The organism is Arthrobacter sp. Soil_C_49 (assembly GCF_057656635.1).
Genome location: NZ_JBDGJZ010000016.1, coordinates 52,127 through 72,201 on the forward strand (window position 1 = coordinate 52,127; position 20,075 = coordinate 72,201).

Genomic DNA, 20,075 nt, shown 5'->3' on the forward strand with positions numbered 1-20,075 from the left:
GTGAATCCGGCAGGATAAAATCGAAAAATCATCCGTTCTGCAGAGAGCCCTCCATGACCCTCCCCGCCAAGGCGTTCCAGCGCTGGCTGCACGGTGTTGCGCCGGAAGCCAGCACGGCTGACGTCTGCAGGGTCTCCGGGATCAAGCGGACCACCCTGGCCCAGCAGCTGGTCCGTGGAAAAGTATCTGTCACCACAGTTGTCAGCATCAGCCGTGCCTACGGCATCAATCCGGTTTCCGCGCTGGCCGATTTCGATGCTTACCGGGAGCTGGCGGATCCCCAGCCGCCGCCCACGCGCTGCGAACTGGTCAGCCAGATCTCCACCGCGGACCTGCTGCAGGCGATGCTGACGCGACAGGCGATGGACCCCAAACGGAAAGCCGGGGCTGAACCGGCTGACCTGTCACCGGCGCCGCACGCCACCTCCGTGAAGAACTGGGTTGACGCGATTGACGACGGCGAGGTGCGGCACCGCGTATCCGCCGCCACGGGAATCGCCCCACAGAATTATTCAGCGCAGTTGACCGCCAACCGCCTGACAGCTGAGCTGGCCGTGGCCACGGCCCGGGCCGCCGGTGTTGCCTTGTCCGGCGGCCTGGTGGCCACCGGACTCGTCACAGAAGAGGAGGCCGGCTGGGCCCCCGGGGCCCGCCGCGCAGCATTGGACAGCCTGTCCGACGGAGACCTCGCAGTCCTGGCCGGTGACCGGCTGCAGGCTATGGGCAAGGTATTGCGGCGCCAGGAGCAGGACCAGGCGCAAACGGAAAGGATCTGGGAGAACCTGGGATGATCGAAATACTTCAGTGGTCCACGCTGGCCATTTGCGCCCTTATCGCCGCGGCCCGGGTGCCCAGCGCGCTTCGAGGTGAGAACCGGTCGCTCTTCTATATCTTCGCCCTGATGACCGCCGCGATCCTGTTGAGTATCGAGGCGCCCTACGTTGCCGTGGACAAGGCCCTGGGCGGCATTAACCTCGCCAACCTGCTCCTGCGTTTCATCATCTTCGGCGCGATCTATTTCGTGGGCATACGGGTGACCCGCGGCTTCGGTGCGGACCACGCCTACCGGCTCATCACCGGCAGAACGGGAATGATGGTCCTGCTGGTGATATCCCTGCTGATGGTTGGGGTGTTTTTCCTGATGGATACTTCAGGATCGTCCGCGGGGCTGAGCGCGGTGTCCGGCAAGGGCAGGTGGAACGGGACCATGGTGGAGTACTACGGAGCCGCCGGCCGCGCCTACCCCTCGTACGTATCGCTGGTCCTGCTGCCTGCCATGGTGCGTGCCGTGGGCAGCCGGCTGCCCGTGCTGGTCCGGCTCGCCGCCGGGCTCCTGGCGGTCGGCGGGGTGGCCATCGCCCTGACCCTGCTGTTCCCTGTGGTGCCCCCGGAATTCGGCGCTGTCGAATTCATCGTCAACTACACGGCCGTGCTCTGCTTCGTGCTTGGCCTGGCCTTGATTTGGGCTGCCAGGGTGAGAAACAGAAGAGTCGCAGAAGCGCGAAGGACATCTACCGAAAAGTAACCTTCCTTGCTTTCACATATTCATTAGAATGTGGAATAATCATTGATGTGTGAAGGCGGGGGTTGCGGGGCGTTTACGAACGGGGATAATTTCTTGAACGTTGCAGCTCCCGGGGGCCTTTGCACGCTTTGGGGGGATGAGTGGTGGCGGCCGTTGGGGACCGCCCCCACTCAGCCATTTAAGGCTCTTTTAGCCTGTTGTCCCGCCCAAGGGCGGCTTCTGCGCGCCCAGCGGCAGTCAAAGGCGCACAAGGCGCAACGTCACTAGCTGGAACGGCCGCAGCAGCAGCCCGGCGCCATCGGAGCCGGTTTCCACCCCACGGGTCTCGACGGGCCGCTCCAGCAGGTCCACGGCACTGGCGTCCCTGATTGGGAAGTTGGCTGTGAGCTTTCCGGCAGAGCGCTGGCCCAAGGACTCGTACAGCCGGACGATCACGTCACCGGAACCGTCCTCCGCAAGCTTCACTGCCTCAATGACAAGCGCCGGGTTGGATACGGAAAACAAGGGCTCCACAGGAGAGCCGCCGCTGACCAGGCGGGGGGCAAGGTTGGTCCGGTAGCCCTCCTGGACAGCGTCGGCGATGTCAGCGCCGGGCCTGATGGTGACCGTCAGTTCGTGCTGCCCGCGGTCCGCGTCCGGGTCCGGGAACTTGGGGGCACGCAGCAGTGACAAGCGCACTGTGGTGGTGGTGCCGCCGTCGGCCTCCCTGATGCTCCTGCCGACATCGTGCCCGTAGGTGGACGAGTTGGAAACCGCTACACCGTAGCCCGGCTCCGCCACGTGGATCCACCGGTGGGCGCAGATTTCGAACTTGGCAGCTTCCCAGGACGTGTTGGTGTGGGTGGCGCGGAAGACGTGCCCGAACTGGGTCTCGGCGGCGGACCGGTCAGCCCGTACATCCAGGGCAAACCCGAGCTTCAGCAGCTTTTCCCGCTCCTGCCAGTCCACAGAGGTGGTGATGGACAGTGATGGGCTTCCGGCGGCAAGGCTGATCCGCTGGGTGATGGCCGAGGACCCTGCCAGCCGCTCCACCACCACGGCGACTTCGTCCCCGTCCTCATCCAGCCGGACGCACTCCGCGCTTGTCAACGGTGTGACGTTCCGCCGGTAGAACTCGTCGATGTCCCAGGCATCCCACTCATTGGGCGTGTCCCGGTGCAGCTCGAGCAGGTTGCCGCGCTCCCCCGGGGCAATCGCTTCGCGGCCGCTCGTATAGTCCCTCAGTGAGCTGATCAGCCCGTCGGCATCCACCACAGCACGGATGATGCCGTTGTCCAGGACGTAGCCGCCCTCCTGGGCAGCGGCCCGGACCGGCAGCGCGGGCATAGCCGGTTCCCCGGCTCCAAGCGCCTCGACTCCCGCCCGCGGGTGCGGGGCGGCGTTGAGCAGGAAGGTCCGCTCCCCGCTGCCAAGCACGGCTGTGGCTGCCTCGGCGATGAGGGCTTCGAGGGCAACCTCAATGGCCTGGTAATTGCGTTCAGCATCCTGGTGAACCCAGGCGATGGAACTGCCCGGCAGGATGTCATGGAACTGCTGCAGCAGCACCAGCCGCCACAACCGCTTGAGCTCGGCGGCCGGATAAACGAACGAGTCCGTGCGGACAGCGGCGGTGGCGCACCACAACTCCGCCTCGCGGAGAAGGTGCTCGCTGCGCCGGTTGCCCTTCTTCGTCCGGGCCTGGCTGGTGTACGTGCCGCGGTGCAGTTCGAGGTACATCTCGCCCACCCAGACCGGCAGGGATTGATACTCTGCCTCGGCCTGCTCAAAAAAGCTCTTCGCAGATCCGATCCGTACCTTCGGCGAGCCTTCCAGGTCTGCAGTCCTGGCAGCGGCGGCAAGCATTTCCCTGGTGGGCCCTCCGCCGCCGTCGCCATAGCCGAACGGCACCAGCGATACTGTGCCGCGGCCGTGGTCGCGGTAGTTGCGCTCGGCATGGGCCAGTTCGCGCCCGCTGAGCTGGGAATTGTAGGTGTCCACCGGCGGGAAGTGCGTGAAGAGCCGGGTGCCGTCGATGCCTTCCCAGTTGAAGGTGTGGTGGGGCATCCTGTTGGTCTGGTTCCACGAGATCTTCTGCGTGAGGAACCACCTGCTGCCGGCGGCTTTGACGATCTGCGGCAGGGCTGCGGAGTACCCAAAGGAGTCCGGCAGCCAGGCTTCCTGGCAGTCCACCCCGAATTCGGCCAGGAAGAAGCTCTTGCCCTCGACAAACTGCCGGGCCATGGCCTCCCCGCCGGGCATGTTGGTATCGGATTCCACCCACATGCCGCCGACCGGGACGAATTGGCCGGCCCGCACCTTTTCCCGGATCCGGCCGAAAAGTTCGGGATAGTACTCCTTGATCCATGCGAGCTGCTGTGCTGAGGAGCAGGAAAAGACGAAGTCGGGGTATTCATCCATCAGGGCCACCACGTTGGAGAACGTCCTGGCGCATTTGCGGATGGTCTCCCGGACCGGCCACAACCACGCGGAGTCGATGTGGGCGTGGCCGGTGGCCACCAGCTGGTGCGCGGATGCATACGCCGGCCTGGCCAGGACCCCGGCGAGGGCTTCGCGTCCGGCTGCGGCGGTGCCGGGCACGTCATCGGGGTCCATCAAGTCCATCATCCGCTCGAGGGCACGGAGGATCTCGTGCCGCCTCGGCTGCTCCCAGGGCAGCTCAGCCATCAGGCCGGACAGGGTCCAGATGTCCTGCTGGAGTTCCCACACGGTCTGGTTCAGCTCCGCGATGGCGATGGTTCCCAGGCGGTACTGCGGCGCCGTTCCCGCCGTGGACTTGTCCCCATAGGGTGTGGCTGCGAAGGTCCAGCCCTGGGCGACGTCGGGGTTGGCGGCCGCCTCCACGTAGAAGTCCACCGCCATCCCGCCGCCGAGCAGCTTCAGCGGGATGTACTGGTTGCGGGGCGAGAGCGCTTTGATGATGGTGCCGTCGGCCCGCCAGGCTATCCCTTCGCATTGGAAACCCGGGACTTCGGTGGTGAAGCCCAGGTCCACCACCACTTCAACCGTTGTGTCCGGCGCGGCGCCCCAGAATTCCGGCACCTCGCCTTGGAGACGGAGCCATTTGGTGCCCCATGGCTTCCCCCAAGGAGCACCATGGTCCTGCGGCTTGAAGTCCTGCCGCATTGCCTCGAGGGCCGGGACCGGCTCGTCGGGAACGTCCCAGCTGCTCAAAGCCAGAGGCAGGCTCCGGCTGTAGACGGCGGGGATGATACGTTCGCGGACGAACCTTTCGAGGCGGACTTCCGTGATCCGGCGGTCGTCATGCAATGGTGGCCCTCTTCAGCGCTGGGGAATGTGGACCTAAAGCGTCCATTCGGTGGATGAAACTACTCACAGGTAGCTTACAAGCCAACGTCCAGGCGGGGAACAACCAGGAAGCGGTTTTAGGAAGATCCGCGGGGACGCCCCTGCTGGCTCAGGGAAGGGCGTCCGCGGGAACATGCACCGCAGCCGGCCTGATGATCCGCTGGTCCCCGGTGTAGATGTTGAGGCTTGTTCCCCGGCTGAATCCGGCCAGCGTCATGCCGCTGGCTTCGGCGAGTTCCGCGGCAAGGCTTGAGGGCGCGCTGACGGCAGCCAGCACGGGGATTCCGGCCAGTGCGGCTTTCTGCACCAGCTCGAAGGAGGCACGGCCTGATACCTGCAGGACGGTCCCGCGCAGCGGGAGCAGACCTTCACGCAGGGCCCAGCCCACTACCTTGTCCACGGCGTTGTGGCGCCCCACATCCTCCCGGAGGCAGAGAAGGTCCGCCCCGCCGTCGTCGTTGATCTTGAAGAGGCCGGCGGCGTGCACTCCCCCGGTGTCCTCAAAGACCCGTTGGGATTTCCGCAGCAGTCCCGGCAGTGATGCCAGGAGTTCGGCGTCGATGTTCAGGGGATCCTCGTCCAGGTCGTAGCGCGAGGACTTCCGCACCGACTCCACCGAATCGGTCCCGCAAATGCCGCAGGAGCTGGACGTGTAGATGTGTCGCCCGATGGAGGGGATGGTGACGTCCGGCCGGAGCTGGACCTCCACCACGTTGAAGGTCTGCACACCCTTCTCGTCCTCGCCGGCGCAAAAGCGCAGCGACACCAGCTGCTCGGCGCTCCAGATGATGCCTTCCGACACGAGGAACCCGGCCACCAGGTCGAAGTCGTCGCCCGGAGTGCGCATGGTCACCGAGAAGGACAGCTGTCCCAGCCGGATCTCCAGCGGCTCCTCTACTGCCAGGACGTCCTCGCGGTGCCGCACCGGAAACTCGAGGGCCTTGGGCGAACCATCGAGGACGTACTTGTGCACCTTGCGGCGCTGGGTCACTCGGCCCATGGGCACCCCTGTGTGTTCATAGGTCCATCATGACAACTGGCGGAGCCGGATACCAGCCGGGACCAGCCTGGTGCGGCTTTTGTCAGCCAAGCAGCGCGCTCCAGTCCACCGGGCCGCTGGCTGCCGTTTTGGCGGCCGTCCGCCCGGGTCGGGCCGCGTTCCTCGGTTTCGCCTTTGAACCCGGCTCCACAGGCACCGGTATGGGCGGCCCCCAGGGCAGCGCAAAGGCCGGCACCATTTCGCCGAGCTGGACCCCGTGCGGCGGCACCACCATCACACCGTCGGCCGAGGCGAGGCCCCGCATCATGCCGGGACCGGTGTGCTGGGCCGGTGAAGCCATGCCGTACAGGAGGCGGAACGGCATCAGGCGGGTACGCCCCGGTTCCGGTTCGATGATGCTTCCGCAGGGCACCTCCTGAATGTCCGGGAGACTGCCGTGGCCCAAGGCGGCGAGCAGCGGCGCCCCCACAGTGGACAGCGCCATCATCGCGGCGAGCGGGTTCCCCGGCAGTCCAAGCACAAAGCGTCCGTCGGGCAGCTCGGCGAGGACGGCGGGGTGCCCGGGCCGCATCGCTATTCCGTCAATGACCAGCCGGCCACCCAGTTCAGCCACCGCGTCGCGGAAGTGGTCCGTGCCGGACACCCCGGTGCCGCCGGTGGTGATCACGACGTCGGCCGGCAGGTCCGGAGCTTCGGGCGCCTCCGGAACCACGTCTTCGAGCGCGGCAAGCCACTCTTCGTAGGAGTCGCCGATCCGCTGCTGTCCGCCGGCGATTCCGCCCAGCATGTTCACCACGGCCGGCAATTGCGGACCGAAGGTGTCCCGCACCTGGCCGGGAACCGGGACGCCCTCGCCGATCACTTCAGAGCCGGTCAGCAGCAGCCGGACCACGGGTTTGCCCTGGACAGGCAGCTCGTCGTAGCCCGCGAGGGCGGCCAGGGCGAGGTGCGCGGGGTTAAGCTGCGCCCCCGCCTTCACCAGGACGTCCCCCTCCAGGGCTTCCTCCCCGGCTTTGCGGATGTGCTGGCCGGTACGCGGCTCGCCGGGCCGGGCGCTGCCGCCGGTCATCAAAACGGGCAGCCCGTCCTCATCCTTGCCCAAACTCGCGCTCTCGCTCCGAAGCACGGCTTTTCCACCGGGGGGAATGAGCCCGCCGGTCACAATGGGGCTCGCCTGGTGCGGCGCCAGCCGCGCGCCTGGTTCCACAAGGATCCACGGTCCGGTCCCGTTCACCGCCCAGCCGTCCATGGCCGAGGACGCGTAGTGAGGCATGTCCTGCAGTGCCACAACGTCCTGGTCCAGGATGCGGCCAAGGGCCAGGTGAAGTGGCACCGGCCCGGCGGGAATAGGTGTTGCCGCATTGAAGGCCGCCTGCCGTGCTTCCTCCCAGGTATGGGCTGCGTGCCGGGTCTTCTCCGGCGGGTCTGCTGAACTCCGTTCTTTCCCGGGTTCTTCAGTCATTCCCCGGGAGCCCCGGCGGCTTCGGCGTCGTAATCGGCGGCCAGGGAACGCGCCACGGCCAAGGCATCTTCCATCGAGGAAGCCTCCGTGTTTTTCCCGGAACCCGAAGCAAGGCCTGCGGCGTAGCCGGCAATGAAGGTGGTGAGGGGCGCCGCCGGCCGCACCACGGAGTGCGCGGCAACGCCCGCGAGGGCAAGGATGGCATTAACGTCCACCTGGACGTCCTCAAGCTCGTAGGCCTGGAGGAGCGACCTGCACCATTCCTCCAGCGTTTCATCCTGGCTTTTCACTCTTTGCCTCCCAATTCAACTGCTGCCGCGCCGGTCCTGGCGCACGTCCGGCTGCCCGGCGTCTACTCCTAATGCGGCGGCATCATCCCAGGTATCCACATCGGCTGTGGTACCGGCGGGGACGGTGACAAGCTGCACGTCAAGACTAGCAAGGAGGGACCGCATGGAACCGTTGATTAAGGCGTCCCGCGAGGCCAGCATCTGAACGGCCTTTTTTAACCCGTCTGTGCGATAAAAACCCGCCAGCATTTGGGCTGTCCCGTCCTCGGAACACGCCATCACTCCGTCTCCTTTATCTCCACGTGTGGCAAGGGACTCCGCCAGTACCTGCACGGCGCCGGCCGCCCGGGGCATATCGCAGGCCAGCACCAGGGTGAAGCGGCGTCCGCCGCCTGCCCGCCCCAGCGCTTCCAGCCCGGCAGCCACGGCAGCTGCCGGACCAGCAAACTCCGGCTGCTCGCGGCAGGCGAGAACGCCGGCAGGCAACGGCCCGGGATCCGGACCCACCACTGCTGTCAGGGACGCGGCGGAGCATGCGGCAAGTGAATGCTCCAGCAGGGTGGCGCCGGCAACAACCAGCCCTTGCTTGGGCACCCCGCCCAGCCTGGACGACCGCCCGCCGGCAAGGATCAGGGCATCGAAGTCCAACCTGTTCTGCTCCACTCCCCCAGCCTAGCGGGGGCACATCGCAACCGTGCCCGCACGGTCTGGGTCAGGCAGCACGCTCCGGCAGCAGGAACGGATCCCAGGCAGGTGCGGGCTTCTCGAGTTCCTTGATCTGCCAGATGGCGCCATGCGGAGGTTCGGGCACGAAGCGCAGCTTCCAGCCCATCTCCGCGGGGGTGTGATCACCCTTCGCGTTGTTGCAGCGAAGGCACGCGGCCACCAGGTTCTCCCATGAATCCGCGCCGCCGCGGGATTTGGGGTGGACATGGTCAATGGTGTGCGCGGCTTTTCCGCAGTACGCGCATTTGTGCCCGTCGCGTCGGAGCACCCCGCGTCTGCTCACAGCCGTTGACTGGTTGTATCTGGGGCGGATGTAGCGGTTCAGGAGAATCACGGACGGGCGGCCCAGTATCTCCTGGGGACCCACTACGGGATCGTCCCCTTCGGCCACAACGCTCGCCTTGTTCGTCAGCACAAGCACCAGCGCCCGGCGGAAAGAAATAACCGCCAGCGGTTCATATCCAGCATTCAGAACGAGAGTGCGCATGCACGTACCTCTTCACGGCCGCACCCGTCAGGGGCACGAGGGCCGGCTGCCCTCGGCATGTCCGGGCTATGGATCGACACCACAAGAGTAAACAAAGAAGTGCGCTATCAGCTAATGCCGGGACCGGACCCGCCGTGTCCGCTTCCAGGCGCAGCCCTGCGACGCCCGGTTAAACAAAGACAACCCCTGCCGTACGGCAGGGGTTGTCTGGCGATCCTGGTCAGCCCGGATCAGCGGGCCGGAGGTATCAGTTGACGCGGATGAAGACCGGTCCGGAGCCAACGTTGGCGCTGAAGACAACGGTCTGGTTGCCGTTGTAGCCGCCGTGCACCGCCTGGCCGTTTCCGGCGTAGACAGCGATGTGGGCCATGCCGGCGCCGCCATCGGCGTAGTAGATCAGGTCGCCGGGCTGCGCTTCGGCGGCGCTCACGGTGCGGCCGAGGGACAGGTAGCCGGCGGGCCAGTCGTGGAAGTTGATGCCAACGGCCGCCAGGGAGTTGGTGACCAGCATGGTGCAGTCCTGCATCACGCCAAGCTGCGCGTAGGCAGCGGAGAGGATGGCTGCACCCTTACCGGATGCGGAAGCGGCCGGGGCGGCGGGAGCTGCGGCCGGAGCCGAAGCGATCACCTTGGCGGCAAGAACCGGCTGGGCGGCCGGGGCGGCTGCTTCCTGGACCTCAACCTCGGGTTCCGGAGCTTCCACAACGGGAGCCGGAGTGGTGGTCACTGCGGGCTTCTCGAAGGAAATGGCAATGGTGGACTCAGCCGAAATCGGGGCCTCAACCGTTGATTCAACTTCCAGGTTGGAGGCCGGAGCGGAGTCACGCTGGACATTGGTGTCTGCAGCGTTGGCTGCCAGGCCGCTGGTCAGGACCAGGCCGGAAGCGGCAGCGATCACCGCTGCCTGGCGGCCGACGCCGCCGGCGTTGTCGCCAACAGCCTTGGCAATGATGGCGAACGAATTGGTCTTGGTGACCTCGGCACGATGCCGTGCGGTTGCACGAGTAGTCATCAGTTCTCTCTTTCGTTTTCCCCTGTCACCTTGTAGGCAGGCAGGGGGGTTTGGACGTGCCGGCATCTTGGGGGTACGCCGGCACGTCCCGAACGGGGATGTGTGATTTAGCGAAAAGCCTGTGGGCAAAGAAAAAGCCCTTGGACCCGGAGGTCGAAGAACTAGTTCATAGTGAAGAACGCGGAGGAGCCGGTGGCGGCAACCGCGTGCAGCAGCGTTCCCTGGGAGGGGTTAAGGGCGCTGATCATCATGCCGTTGCCGACGTAGATGCCAACGTGCGCGCCGCCGTTCTGCATAACAAGGTCACCGGGCTGCGGGGTGGAAGTGGGCTTCATGGCAGTCCATGCGTTGGTGCGCGGGATGCTGATGCCGGCCTGCGCGTAAACCCACTGGGTGAAGCCGGAGCAGTCCCAGCCGGTGACGGGGCTGGTACCGCCCCATACGTACGAGTGGCCGATGCCGGTGTACGCAATGGCAGCAATACCCGAGGTGGAGGCAGCGGACACGGTTTCGGCCAGCTTCTCCGTGGCAGATGCCGCGGTTCCGGCAGCAGCGGCTCCGGCAGCAGCGGTTCGATCAGCTGAGTCAGTGGACTGGGCGCGTACGGTCTGCACCTTGGGAGCGGCAGTGGTCTTGACCACGGGGCGTTCGAAGGAGACGGTGGCCGTGGGTGCCGCAGTAACGGCAAGGGCGCTTTGCGCTGACCCGGACTCGGTGGAGGCGGACACCCCGGCGGTGGTGTCTGCGGCGTTGGCCGGCAGGCCCATGCTCAGGATCAGGCCCGAGGCAGCTGCGATAACGGCAGCCTGGCGACCAACTGTCCCGGCATTGGCACTAACAGCCTTGGACACAGTGTCCAGGGGGTTGGTACGAACCGTTTGCGCACGGTGGCGCGCAGAATTATGGCGTGAAGACACGAAGGTAGCCTCTCCCAATGCCTGCGAGGTGAGCTGTCGGATTCGGATGGGAGTCACCCGGCCGCGCTGCTTCCAAGGAAGCTTTGCGACTTAACCCCAAGGCCTCTCCAATTGGAAAGGCCAAAATTGGTTCCCCCGCCCCTGCCAGACGATGTCATGCGAACGGACCTTGAGCGGTGGCAGAGCTAGGCAATCCGCACAAGAGCGTCAACTTCGGAAAAGTTGACGCGAGTTAGACGCTACAGCAGTTTTGACTGAATGTCACATTCAGATCACGACGGGTCACGTTCATCTGAGAGTTAACCGTCACTTGACTAGAGCCAGCCAGTGGGATCGACCACTTCGCCGTTGACCTGGACCTCAAAGTGCAGGTGGCAGCCGGTGGAAGCCCCCGTAGTGCCGCTAAGCGCGATAGCTTCGCCGCGGGACACGGTCTGCCCTTCCTTCACGCTGAAGGACGACAGGTGGTTGTAGGTGGTTTCCAGGCCGTTTCCGTGGTCGATCACCACGCGGTTCCCGCCGCCGTACTGGTGCCAGCCCACAAAGGTCACGGTTCCGGTAGCAGCTGCCATAACGGATGTGCCGCACTGGGCCACGTAGTCCTGGCCGCGGTGGAAATCGCCCGTTCCCCCTGTGATGGGACTCACGCGGTAGCCGAACGGCGATGCGGTGGACATCACAGCCAGCGGAGCACCAAGGCTGCCGGCCGAGGCGGCGCGGCTGATGGCACCTGCCGATTGGGCGCTGAGCAGTTGCTTCAGCTTGCCGTCCGGATCAGCCTGGGTGACTACCGCAGAGCGGCTGAAGTCGATCTGGGCTCCCGCTTCGGCTGAAACCTGCGGCTGCGGGGTAACGGCGGAAGCGGCTACGGGCGCACCACCGGCGGCATCGGTGGCCATCACGGGGCTGGTGGCGGGCACTGTCACGGTGAGGACCAGGCCGGTGGCAGCAAGGGCGATGCCGGCCTTTTGGCCGATGCCGCTGGCTGCGGCGAACTCGGTGATCTGGCGGAGGGGGCCGCGGCGACGGCGGGCATCACGGTGGAGATCGCGGGGGCGCTCCGACGTGATGACTTCGACAACGCGCGGTGTCGAAGCAGGGCCCGCCGCCCGGCGGCGTCCCCTGGAATTCTGCATGGTCAAGAAGGGTTCCTCTCTGGAAAGCCTGCGAAGTTAGCTGTCGGATTCGGGTCAGAGAGTTCAAAGACCCGGTCCGCCGTAAGCAAGCTTCGGCACAGAGATATCCCGGTAAGGATCCTTCGCTGGAAGAGGCTTGCTGCTGACGGACTTCACCCCAAGGCAGTCCCCCGGCTGCCGGTTGTGGTTCCCCCGCCTCTGCCAGTTACGACTCGTGCTCCCGATCCGCTGGCAGAGCTCGGCTCCAGATCAGGTAACGCTTTAATATCAACGCTTGGTTCAACTATAGGGGCTTAAGCCCCTTAGTAACAATTCCGTTATCTTTGCGTAAACGGCCCTCTATCGGGTACCCGGCGCCTTAGACCGCAGGCTGGCGGATTGCGACAAACACATGCGCAGCCACCTCGGGCGGCAGTTCCAGCGCGCCTTCAATGCCCGGGACGCGCACCGAAATGTAATCGCCGACGCGTTCCAGCGAGACAGTGGCGCCGGGGCGGATACCGCCTTCGTCGAGCTGGGACAGCAGCTCCGGCTCCACCTGGATGGGCTCCGCGAGCCTGCTCACGGTCACCTGCGATGCCGGCCCGTAGGACTTCATTGCTTCCAGCAGGCTGATGGCCCCGTCGGCGAAACCGGACGACGGCGCGCCGCCCAGGGCTGCCAGGCCGGGAATGGGATTTCCGTAGGGAGATTCCGTGGGGTGGTTGAGCATCTCATAGATCCGCCGCTCCACCCGCTCGCTCATCACATGCTCCCAGCGGCAGGCTTCGTCATGGACGTAGGCCCAGTCCAGGCCGATCACGTCGGCGAGCAGGCGCTCGGCCAGGCGGTGCTTGCGCATGACCTCGGTGGCGCGCTTCCGCCCGGTCTCAGTGAGCTCCAGGTGCCGGTCTCCGGAGACAACCACGAGACCATCGCGCTCCATCCTGCCAATGGTCTGCGAAACAGTGGGCCCGGAGTGCCGGAGCCGCTCTGCGATGCGCGCACGAAGAGCAACGATGTTCTCTTCCTCAAGCTCCAGAATGGTCCGAAGGTACATTTCCGTAGTGTCGATCAGATCCGTCATCCAGCTCAGCTCCTCGAGCGCAGTACCTTGCGTTGTCCCACCGTATCGCCTTCACTGCGACGTAGTCCGTGGAAAAGCTTAGCCTATTTTGACTTTGTCCGAATAGTTCGGCCCCTGCTGCTCAAGCGTCTCATTGGCTGGACTATGACGGTCCGGGTTCCCGCCGAAACAGCGCTTCAGGCAGAATGAGGAAGGCCCTGGTTGCAGTCACCGCCGACTGCCGGCCGCCAGCACCCGTCCGGACAAAGTTACGTCCACGCCGAAATTGGAGCACCTGTGAGCGAAACCAGCATCACTATTCCCGCCGACCTCCTGCCCAAGGACGGACGGTTCGGCGCCGGGCCTTCCAAAGTCCGTCAGGAGCAGATCGATGCGTTGTCGGCCGCGTCAAAGAACATCCTCGGCACTTCCCACCGGCAGGCCCCGGTCAAGAACCTGGTGGGTTCTGTCCGCGAAGGCCTGAGCCAGTTCTTCCGTGCACCCGAAGGGTACGAAGTGGTGCTGGGCGTAGGCGGCTCCACCGCGTTCTGGGATATTGCCAGCTTTGGCCTGGTGGAGAAGAAGGCCCAGCACCTTTCCTTTGGTGAATTCGGCTCCAAGTTCGCCGCAGCCACGAACAAGGCACCGTTCCTGGAGGCGTCCTCCATCATCAAGTCCGAGCCCGGCACCCGTCCCTCCGCGCAGGCGGAGGCGGGCGTGGACGTTTACGCCTGGCCGCAGAACGAGACCAGCACAGGCGTCGCAGCCCCCGTACAGCGTGTCACCGGCGCCGATGAAGGTGCGCTGGTCCTTGTGGACGCCACCTCTGCCGCCGGCGGCCTGGACGTCGACGTGGCCCAGAGCGACGTGTACTACTTTGCCCCGCAGAAGAACTTTGCGTCCGACGGCGGGCTCTGGCTTGGCCTGTTCTCCCCTGCAGCACTGGAACGGGCAGCCCGGATCAAGGCCGGCGACCGCTGGATCCCCGACTTCCTGGATCTGCAGACCGCCATCGACAACTCGCGCCTGAACCAGACCTACAACACCCCGTCACTGTCCACGCTGGTGACGCTGGACGCGCAGGTGCAGTGGCTGAACTCCAACGGCGGCCTGGACTTCGCGTCCAAGCGCACTGCGGATTCCGCCGGCCGGATCTACAGCTGGGCTGAGGCCTCGGAGTTCGCCACCCCCTTCGTCACCAACCCGGATGAGCGCTCGAACGTCATTGCCACCATCGACTTTGATGAGTCAGTGGACGCGTCTGTGGTTGCCAAGGTCCTGCGCGCCAACGGCGTTGTGGACACCGAACCGTACCGCAAGCTGGGCCGCAACCAGCTGCGCATCGCAACGTTCGTGGCCATCGAGCCTGCGGACGTTTCTGCCCTGCTGGAGAGCATCGACTACGTGGTGGGCGAGCTGCGCAAGTAGGCAGGACGCCTTAACGTACGACGGCGCCGCCCGGGTTCTTCCCGGGCGGCGCCTTTTGTTTGTCTTAGTTTATTTTGCTTTAGGAGGAGCGCTCCTGAAGGGCATCCGGTGAGGTGGTGCCGGCGTCGTCCGTGGCGGACTGTTCCGGCTCTTCGGCCTCGGAGGCAGCCGCTTCGGGGACATCTGCCTCAGCGTCCTGGCCGGCACGCCCTACAACCGCATCTTCGTCCACAGCGGCATCGGGAGACGCGGCACCGGCCGCTTCTGTTTCCTGCTCAGCTTCCTGCTCGTCCTCGGGCCGGACGCGCTCCGCCCACGGCACCCATTCCGGGGCGAGGATGGAGTCCTCGGACGGCAGCAGGCCCAGCTCGTTGACGGTTACCACCTTGGAGCGTGAGTTCCGGGTCAGTACCGCGAACCACTGCCAGCCGGCGTAGCCGGGCAGCCGGGACTCAAAAAGATGCGTCACCAGGCGGTCGCCTTCGCTCTTGGCCGCCAGGTGCCGTCCGATGTCCGATGCTGCCGTAATGCCCTCAATTGCGCTCCGGGCAGTGTCCACAGCGGCGGCAAGGAAAGCGTCGGGCTTGCCGGTCCGCCATACCGGGACACCGGCACGCGGCTTTGCTGCCCGCGCCGGCGCAGCGGCCGAACCCGGCGAGGCGGCGGACGAAACAGGCTCCTGCGGTTCCACTGCCGGCTCCGGCTGATCAGCTTCCGAAATCATCAGTGCCTAAACGTCCAGCTCGTCGGCAACCTTACGCAGGGCGGCGGCGATGGCCTTGCCCTTGTTGCCTTCCGGGTACTTGCCTTTGGAGAGGGTTCCGGACAGGTTGTCCAGCACGGTCACCAGGTCCTGGACCAACGGGGCAAGGTCCCGTGCGCTGGGCCGTTTTGCCTTGGCGATGGACGGCGTTTTGTCCAGCACGCGCAGCCCCAGGGCCTGGGCACCTTTGCGGCCGTCCGCCACCCCGAACTCAACGCGGGTGCCGGCCTTCAGCTCCGTTACACCCTCGGGCAGCGAGGACTTGGGCAGGAACACTTCCTGGCCGTCTTCGCCCGCAAGGAATCCGAAGCCCTTGTCCTTGTCATACCACTTGACCTTGCCGGTAGGCACGTAATCAACCTTCTTCGTTCTGACGTCTTGAGACACGGCCAGCCGTCACCGCATCCGCATTGTTGTGCGGGTTCAGGGTATGACGGCTGAAGACCGTGTTGGTCTGTATCCCTCAAGGTTATCCTGCCCGATGCCCTAACCCTGCTTTCCATGCCTGCCGACGTAACGCCCCTGGTACCCTTGCCTGCGCTGTCGGACCGGGCTGTTAGCGTTACGTCCATGACACCCTCGCGTTACCGGCGGCCCCTGACGATCTTCGCCGCGGTTGTTGCCGTGCTCTCGCTGGCGGCGGTGGCTGCCGTTATGGCTTTTGCCTTCGCCGGTGCGGTGGCTCCGGCCTGGGTCACCTACACCGCGCTTTACGGCCTGCCGCTGGCGTTCCTCCTGATGCTGTTCCTTGTCCTGGACAGCGTCGCCGGGCGCCGCCGGGCAGGAAAACCGGACGGGCGGTAACGTTGGACTGATGTCCCTTATTCGCGCGCTCAGCAAGGACCTGGAAGCCCGCAGCGATGACTCGCTGCGGTCGCTGTTTGACGCGCGGCCGGACCTCATCTCCCCCGCCGTTCCCGATTTCGCCGCCCTCGCTGCCCGGGCCAGCGGGAGGGTCAGCGTCCAGCGTGCACTGGAGCGCCTCAACCGGCCACAGATGCAGGTCCTGGAAACCCTCCACCTGTGTACGAACACGGATACGGAACACAGTGCGTCGGCCGCGGGGCTGCGGAAAATGATTTCGGGGTCCACCCTCGCAGCCGTGGAACGGATCCTGGCATCGCTGCAGGAACTCGCGCTGGTACACCGCGCCGAACCCCCGCACGGAACTGCGGCCAACAAGCAGCGCTACTACCTCCCCGTGGGCAGCCTCAAGGACGTGGTGGGGATCTATCCCGCCGGGCTGGGGCGGAGCTACACGGAACTGGTGCGCCTCCAGCCGGCGTTCGCGCAGCGGGCCGTCCAGCTTGTCACCGAACTCCACCGCAGCGGCGTCGCCATCCATGGCGCCACCACGCCCATGGAGGCGGCGCTGGCGCTGCAGCACTGGACGTCCTCCCCGGAGGCCCTGCAGGACATCCTGTCCACTGCCCCGGAACGGACCACCACGCTGCTCGCCAAATTCCGGAACTGGGCCATGGGTGCTGTCCCCCAGGCGCAACGCAAGGCGTCCATCACCAGCGAGGGGTCCGACGTCGGGCCCGTCGACTGGCTGCTGGCCCGCGGCCTGCTGGTGCCCCTGGACGCCGCCCATGTGGAGCTGCCGCACAGCGTGGGACTTTCACTGCGCGGCGGCGCCATCATCAACGACTTCGCCCTGTCACCGCCGGTCCCCGAGCTGGGCCGCACCAGCGCTGCACTGCGCAGGAATGCGGCGCTCGGTGCCATCGCAGAAACCCTTCGGCTGGTGGGCGAGATGCTCCATGCCGTGAAGGAACAGCCGTTGGCCACGCTCCGCAGCGGGGGCGTGGGCGTCCGGGAGATGAGGCGGCTGGCTGATGTGCTCCGGATCGACCAGCTGCGCGTCGGGCTGCTCCTGGAACTGTGCGGGCTGGCCGGCCTGATCCGGCTGGACGTTGACTCGTCGTCCTGGGTGCAGCCGCCGGAGTTGGAGTGGCTCGTCCTGCCCCGGCAGGAACAATGGCTCTGGCTGGTGAACGCCTGGCTGGCCAGCGAGCGCGTACCGTCCATGGTGGGCCAGCCCATCAGCGGGACACCCGGAGCGGCGGCAGGGCACCGGGCTGCATCGGGAAGCACCGTCATTGCCTTGTCAGCCGAGGCACAGCGCCCTGACGCCCCGGTGGTGCGCAAGCGGATCCTGGAAATTCTCAACGAACTCACCCTGGAAGCGGAAGCCCCGGACGGAACTGCCCCCGTGCTTGACGCCGCCGCAGTCCTCCAGCGGGCCGAGTGGGCCCAGCCCCGGATGGCCCGGCGCTTCAGCTCCCTGATCCGCGGAGTGCTTGCCGAAGCCGAAACCCTCGGCCTGCTGGGCTCCGGTGCCCTAAGCCAGCTGGGAAGCGCCATCGCCGGCGACGACCCCGATGCCGCCCTGGCCATCCTGGGCGAGCACCTGCCGGCTGAACTGAACCACGTGCTGCTCCAGGCGGACCTCACCGCTGTGGCCCCCGGCTACCTTGCTCCGGAGCTTACCCAGAAGCTGCTGCTCATGGCGGACGCCGAAGGCCAGGGGCCGGCCACCATCTACCGGTTCTCGGCCGGTTCCATCCGCCGCGCCCTGGACGCCGGGCACGATGCCGCGGCCTTGCTCGAGTTCCTGCGCGAGCACTCGGCTACGGCGGTGCCGCAACCGCTGCAGTACCTCGTGGAGGATACGGCAGCGCGCCACGGCCGGTTGCGCGTGGGTGCGGCGGCCAGCTTCATCCAGAGCGAGGATGAGCCGGCCCTGCTTGAACTGCTGCGGGGGCCCAAAGCCGAGGGTCTCGGCCTGGTCCGGATTGCTCCCGGCGTGCTCATTTCCTCCGCCCCCCCGCGGGAAACAGCACAGGTGCTGCGCAGTTTGGGGCTCTCCCCCTCGCTTGATGAGTCCGAGCAGCCCGTTCTCCGGCTCCGGCGCGTGCCTGCACCGCACGCTCCCTCGAGGCCGGTGTACACCGCCCCGCGGACGGCACCGGAAGCTGAGGATGTCCAGGCCCAACTGGACGTGCTGCGGCACCGCCCTGCCGCCGTCGTAAACCACCATCCGGAGCAGGCGGACTTTGGTTCCGAGGCAGCCACCCAGCTGGGTCTGGAGGCCCTGCAGCGGGCTATCCGGCTGAAGCAGCGGATCAGCATGAACGTGGTGGACGGCATGGGGAATGCCAACCTGGAGATTGTTGTTCCACTCTCAGTGAGCGGCGGGCGCGTCCGGGTCTTCGACCCCGCGAAGGACACCGAAAGGGTACTGTCCATCCACCGCATTATTGATATTGAGGCTGCAGAGGAACTGAGCCAGTGAAGGACTTTCCCGCGTGAACGACGGACCCCTGATTGTCCAGAGCGACAAGACCATCCTCCTCGAGGTGGACCATGAGCTCGCCACCGAAGCCCGGCACGCCATCGCGCCGTTCGCGGAACTGGAACGCGCGCCCGAGCATGTCCACAGCTACCGGCTGACGCCTTTGGGCCTGTGGAACGCGCGCGCCGCCGGACTGGACGCCGAACGGGTCCTGGACACGCTGCTGAAGTATTCCCGGTTCCCCGTGCCGCATTCGCTGCTGGTCGACGTCGAGGAAACGATGTCCCGGTACGGCCGGCTGCGGCTGGAAAAGGACCCGCAGCACGGGCTGGTGATGCGGACCGACGATTACCCGGTGCTTGAGGAAGTGATCCGGTCCAAAAAGATCCAGCCCCTGCTGGGCCCGCGGATCGACGGCGAAACCGTGGTGGTCCACGCTTCCCAGCGGGGGCAGCTCAAGCAGCTCCTGCTCAAGATCGGCTGGCCGGCCGAGGACCTGGCCGGGTATGTGGACGGCACCCCGCACCTGATCGCGCTGAACGAGGACGGCTGGAAACTGCGGCCCTACCAGCAGATGGCCAGCGACAATTTCTGGGCCGGCGGCAGCGGCGTGGTGGTGCTCCCCTGCGGGGCGGGCAAAACGCTGGTGGGCGCCGCAGCCATGGCAACCGGCTCCACCACCACCCTGATCCTGGTGACCAACACCGTGGCGGCCCGGCAGTGGAAGGACGAGCTGCTCAAGCGCACGTCACTCACCGAGGATGAAATCGGTGAATACTCGGGGGCTTTGAAGGAAGTCCGCCCGGTCACCATCGCCACCTACCAGGTGCTCACCACCAAGCGCGGCGGGCTCTATCCGCACCTGGAACTGGTGGACGGGCACGACTGGGGCCTGATCATCTACGACGAGGTCCACCTGCTGCCCGCCCCGATTTTCCGCATGACGGCGGACCTGCAGGCCCGGCGCCGGCTGGGCCTCACCGCAACTTTGGTGCGCGAGGACGGCCGCGAGGGCGAGGTCTTTAGCCTGATCGGCCCGAAACGGTACGACGCGCCGTGGAAGGACATCGAGTCCCAGGGCTACATTGCGCCGGCTGACTGCGTGGAGGTCCGCGTGGACCTGCCGCGGGATGAACGCGTCGCCTACGCCATGGCCGAGGACGCCGACAAGTACCGGCTCTGCGCCACGTCCGACTCCAAGACGCAGGTGGTGGAGCAGCTCGTGGCCCGGCACAGCGGGGAGCAGCTGCTGGTCATCGGCCAGTACATTGACCAGCTGGACGAGCTCGGCGAGCGCCTTCAGGCACCGGTCATCAAGGGTGACACCTCGGTGAAGGTGCGCCAGAAGCTTTTTGATGCCTTCCGGGCCGGGGAGCTCCAGACGCTGGTGGTGTCCAAGGTGGCCAACTTCTCCATTGACTTGCCGGAAGCGTCGGTGGCGATCCAGGTGTCCGGGTCCTTCGGGTCGCGGCAGGAGGAGGCACAGCGGCTGGGCCGGCTGCTGCGGCCCAAGAAAGACGGCCGGGCCGCCCGGTTCTACTCCCTGGTTGCCCGGGACACCCTGGACCAGGATTTCGCCGCCAAACGCCAGCGGTTCCTCGCCGAGCAGGGCTACGCCTACCGGATAATGGACGCGAAGGACGTGGAAACGGCGGAGTAGAACCGCTCACTGTCTTTTGC

The 20,075-nt window shown here is 66.0% G+C and carries 18 protein-coding genes and 2 riboswitches; of the genes, 6 read left to right on the forward strand and 12 right to left on the reverse strand.

Annotation, left to right across the window (positions count from 1 at the left end):
* Positions 1-53 precede the first annotated feature (53 nt).
* On the forward strand, positions 54-791 hold the full coding sequence (locus tag AC3A4Z_RS19915) for a hypothetical protein (protein ID WP_498713651.1): 738 nt from the start codon (positions 54-56) through the stop codon (positions 789-791).
* Positions 788-1,525 carry a hypothetical protein gene (locus tag AC3A4Z_RS19920; RefSeq protein WP_498713655.1) on the forward strand — a complete coding sequence of 246 codons (738 nt, stop codon included), beginning with the start codon at positions 788-790 and terminating at the stop codon, positions 1,523-1,525. The genes AC3A4Z_RS19915 and AC3A4Z_RS19920 overlap by 4 nt, the downstream gene beginning before the upstream one ends.
* Positions 1,526-1,762: 237 nt before the next feature.
* Here the strand turns inward: AC3A4Z_RS19920 and AC3A4Z_RS19925 are convergent, their stop codons facing one another.
* The 10 genes from AC3A4Z_RS19925 to AC3A4Z_RS19970 form a co-directional block, all read right to left on the reverse strand.
* Positions 1,763-4,792, reverse strand: a complete 3,030-nt coding sequence (locus AC3A4Z_RS19925) for an alpha-mannosidase (protein WP_498713657.1) — start codon at positions 4,790-4,792, stop codon at positions 1,763-1,765.
* A gap of 148 nt (positions 4,793-4,940) precedes the next feature.
* Positions 4,941-5,831, reverse strand: coding sequence for a formate dehydrogenase accessory sulfurtransferase FdhD (gene fdhD / locus AC3A4Z_RS19930; protein WP_498713659.1), 891 nt, complete (start codon positions 5,829-5,831; stop codon positions 4,941-4,943).
* A gap of 82 nt (positions 5,832-5,913) precedes the next feature.
* Positions 5,914-7,293, reverse strand: coding sequence for a molybdopterin molybdotransferase MoeA (locus AC3A4Z_RS19935; protein ID WP_498713661.1), 1,380 nt, complete (start codon positions 7,291-7,293; stop codon positions 5,914-5,916).
* On the reverse strand, positions 7,290-7,583 hold the full coding sequence (locus AC3A4Z_RS19940) for a DUF6457 domain-containing protein (protein ID WP_498713663.1): 294 nt from the start codon (positions 7,581-7,583) through the stop codon (positions 7,290-7,292). The genes AC3A4Z_RS19935 and AC3A4Z_RS19940 overlap by 4 nt, the downstream gene beginning before the upstream one ends.
* 15 nt (positions 7,584-7,598) lie before the next feature.
* A complete protein-coding gene (mobA, locus tag AC3A4Z_RS19945; protein ID WP_498713665.1) occupies positions 7,599-8,246 on the reverse strand; it encodes a molybdenum cofactor guanylyltransferase in 648 nt (215 codons plus the stop codon).
* Positions 8,247-8,295: 49 nt separating this feature from the next.
* A complete protein-coding gene (locus AC3A4Z_RS19950) occupies positions 8,296-8,796 on the reverse strand; it encodes an HNH endonuclease (RefSeq protein WP_498713667.1) in 501 nt (166 codons plus the stop codon).
* A 247-nt stretch (positions 8,797-9,043) separates the two neighbouring features.
* The gene (locus AC3A4Z_RS19955; RefSeq protein ID WP_498713669.1) at positions 9,044-9,808 is read right to left on the reverse strand and encodes an NlpC/P60 family protein; all 765 of its coding nucleotides are present in this window, start codon (positions 9,806-9,808) and stop codon (positions 9,044-9,046) included.
* Between the two features lie 161 nt (positions 9,809-9,969).
* A complete protein-coding gene (locus AC3A4Z_RS19960; protein WP_493972096.1) occupies positions 9,970-10,659 on the reverse strand; it encodes an NlpC/P60 family protein in 690 nt (229 codons plus the stop codon).
* Between the two features lie 70 nt (positions 10,660-10,729).
* Positions 10,730-10,892: riboswitch (cyclic di-AMP (ydaO/yuaA leader) on the reverse strand.
* Between the two features lie 147 nt (positions 10,893-11,039).
* The gene (locus AC3A4Z_RS19965; RefSeq protein WP_493972147.1) at positions 11,040-11,861 is read right to left on the reverse strand and encodes a peptidoglycan DD-metalloendopeptidase family protein; all 822 of its coding nucleotides are present in this window, start codon (positions 11,859-11,861) and stop codon (positions 11,040-11,042) included.
* Positions 11,862-11,871: 10 nt separating this feature from the next.
* Positions 11,872-12,113: riboswitch (cyclic di-AMP (ydaO/yuaA leader) on the reverse strand.
* 106 nt (positions 12,114-12,219) lie between these two features.
* The gene (locus AC3A4Z_RS19970; RefSeq protein ID WP_498713672.1) at positions 12,220-12,927 is read right to left on the reverse strand and encodes an iron-dependent transcriptional repressor DtxR; all 708 of its coding nucleotides are present in this window, start codon (positions 12,925-12,927) and stop codon (positions 12,220-12,222) included.
* A 276-nt stretch (positions 12,928-13,203) separates the two neighbouring features.
* On the opposite strand from AC3A4Z_RS19970, the gene serC reads away from it, so the two are divergent.
* Positions 13,204-14,334 carry a phosphoserine transaminase gene (gene serC / locus AC3A4Z_RS19975; RefSeq protein WP_498713674.1) on the forward strand — a complete coding sequence of 377 codons (1,131 nt, stop codon included), beginning with the start codon at positions 13,204-13,206 and terminating at the stop codon, positions 14,332-14,334.
* 79 nt (positions 14,335-14,413) lie between these two features.
* On the opposite strand, the gene AC3A4Z_RS19980 is transcribed toward serC, so the two are convergent.
* Both AC3A4Z_RS19980 and AC3A4Z_RS19985 read right to left on the reverse strand, forming a co-directional pair.
* A complete protein-coding gene (locus AC3A4Z_RS19980) occupies positions 14,414-15,058 on the reverse strand; it encodes a DUF3027 domain-containing protein (protein WP_498713676.1) in 645 nt (214 codons plus the stop codon).
* Between the two features lie 6 nt (positions 15,059-15,064).
* On the reverse strand, positions 15,065-15,448 hold the full coding sequence (locus tag AC3A4Z_RS19985; RefSeq protein WP_050056250.1) for a cold-shock protein: 384 nt from the start codon (positions 15,446-15,448) through the stop codon (positions 15,065-15,067).
* Positions 15,449-15,667: 219 nt separating this feature from the next.
* Here AC3A4Z_RS19985 and AC3A4Z_RS19990 point away from each other — a divergent pair, with 219 nt between their 5' ends.
* Genes AC3A4Z_RS19990 through AC3A4Z_RS20000 form a run of 3 tightly spaced genes read left to right on the forward strand, consistent with a single transcriptional unit; the run spans position 15,668 to position 20,055 of the window.
* The gene (locus AC3A4Z_RS19990; protein WP_493972092.1) at positions 15,668-15,901 is read left to right on the forward strand and encodes a hypothetical protein; all 234 of its coding nucleotides are present in this window, start codon (positions 15,668-15,670) and stop codon (positions 15,899-15,901) included.
* A 10-nt stretch (positions 15,902-15,911) separates the two neighbouring features.
* Positions 15,912-18,395 carry a helicase-associated domain-containing protein gene (locus tag AC3A4Z_RS19995; RefSeq protein WP_498713679.1) on the forward strand — a complete coding sequence of 828 codons (2,484 nt, stop codon included), beginning with the start codon at positions 15,912-15,914 and terminating at the stop codon, positions 18,393-18,395.
* 13 nt (positions 18,396-18,408) lie between these two features.
* Positions 18,409-20,055: a DNA repair helicase XPB gene (locus AC3A4Z_RS20000; RefSeq protein ID WP_498713681.1), complete on the forward strand. Its 1,647-nt coding sequence runs from the start codon at positions 18,409-18,411 to the stop codon at positions 20,053-20,055.
* The last annotated feature ends 20 nt before the right edge of the window (positions 20,056-20,075 follow it).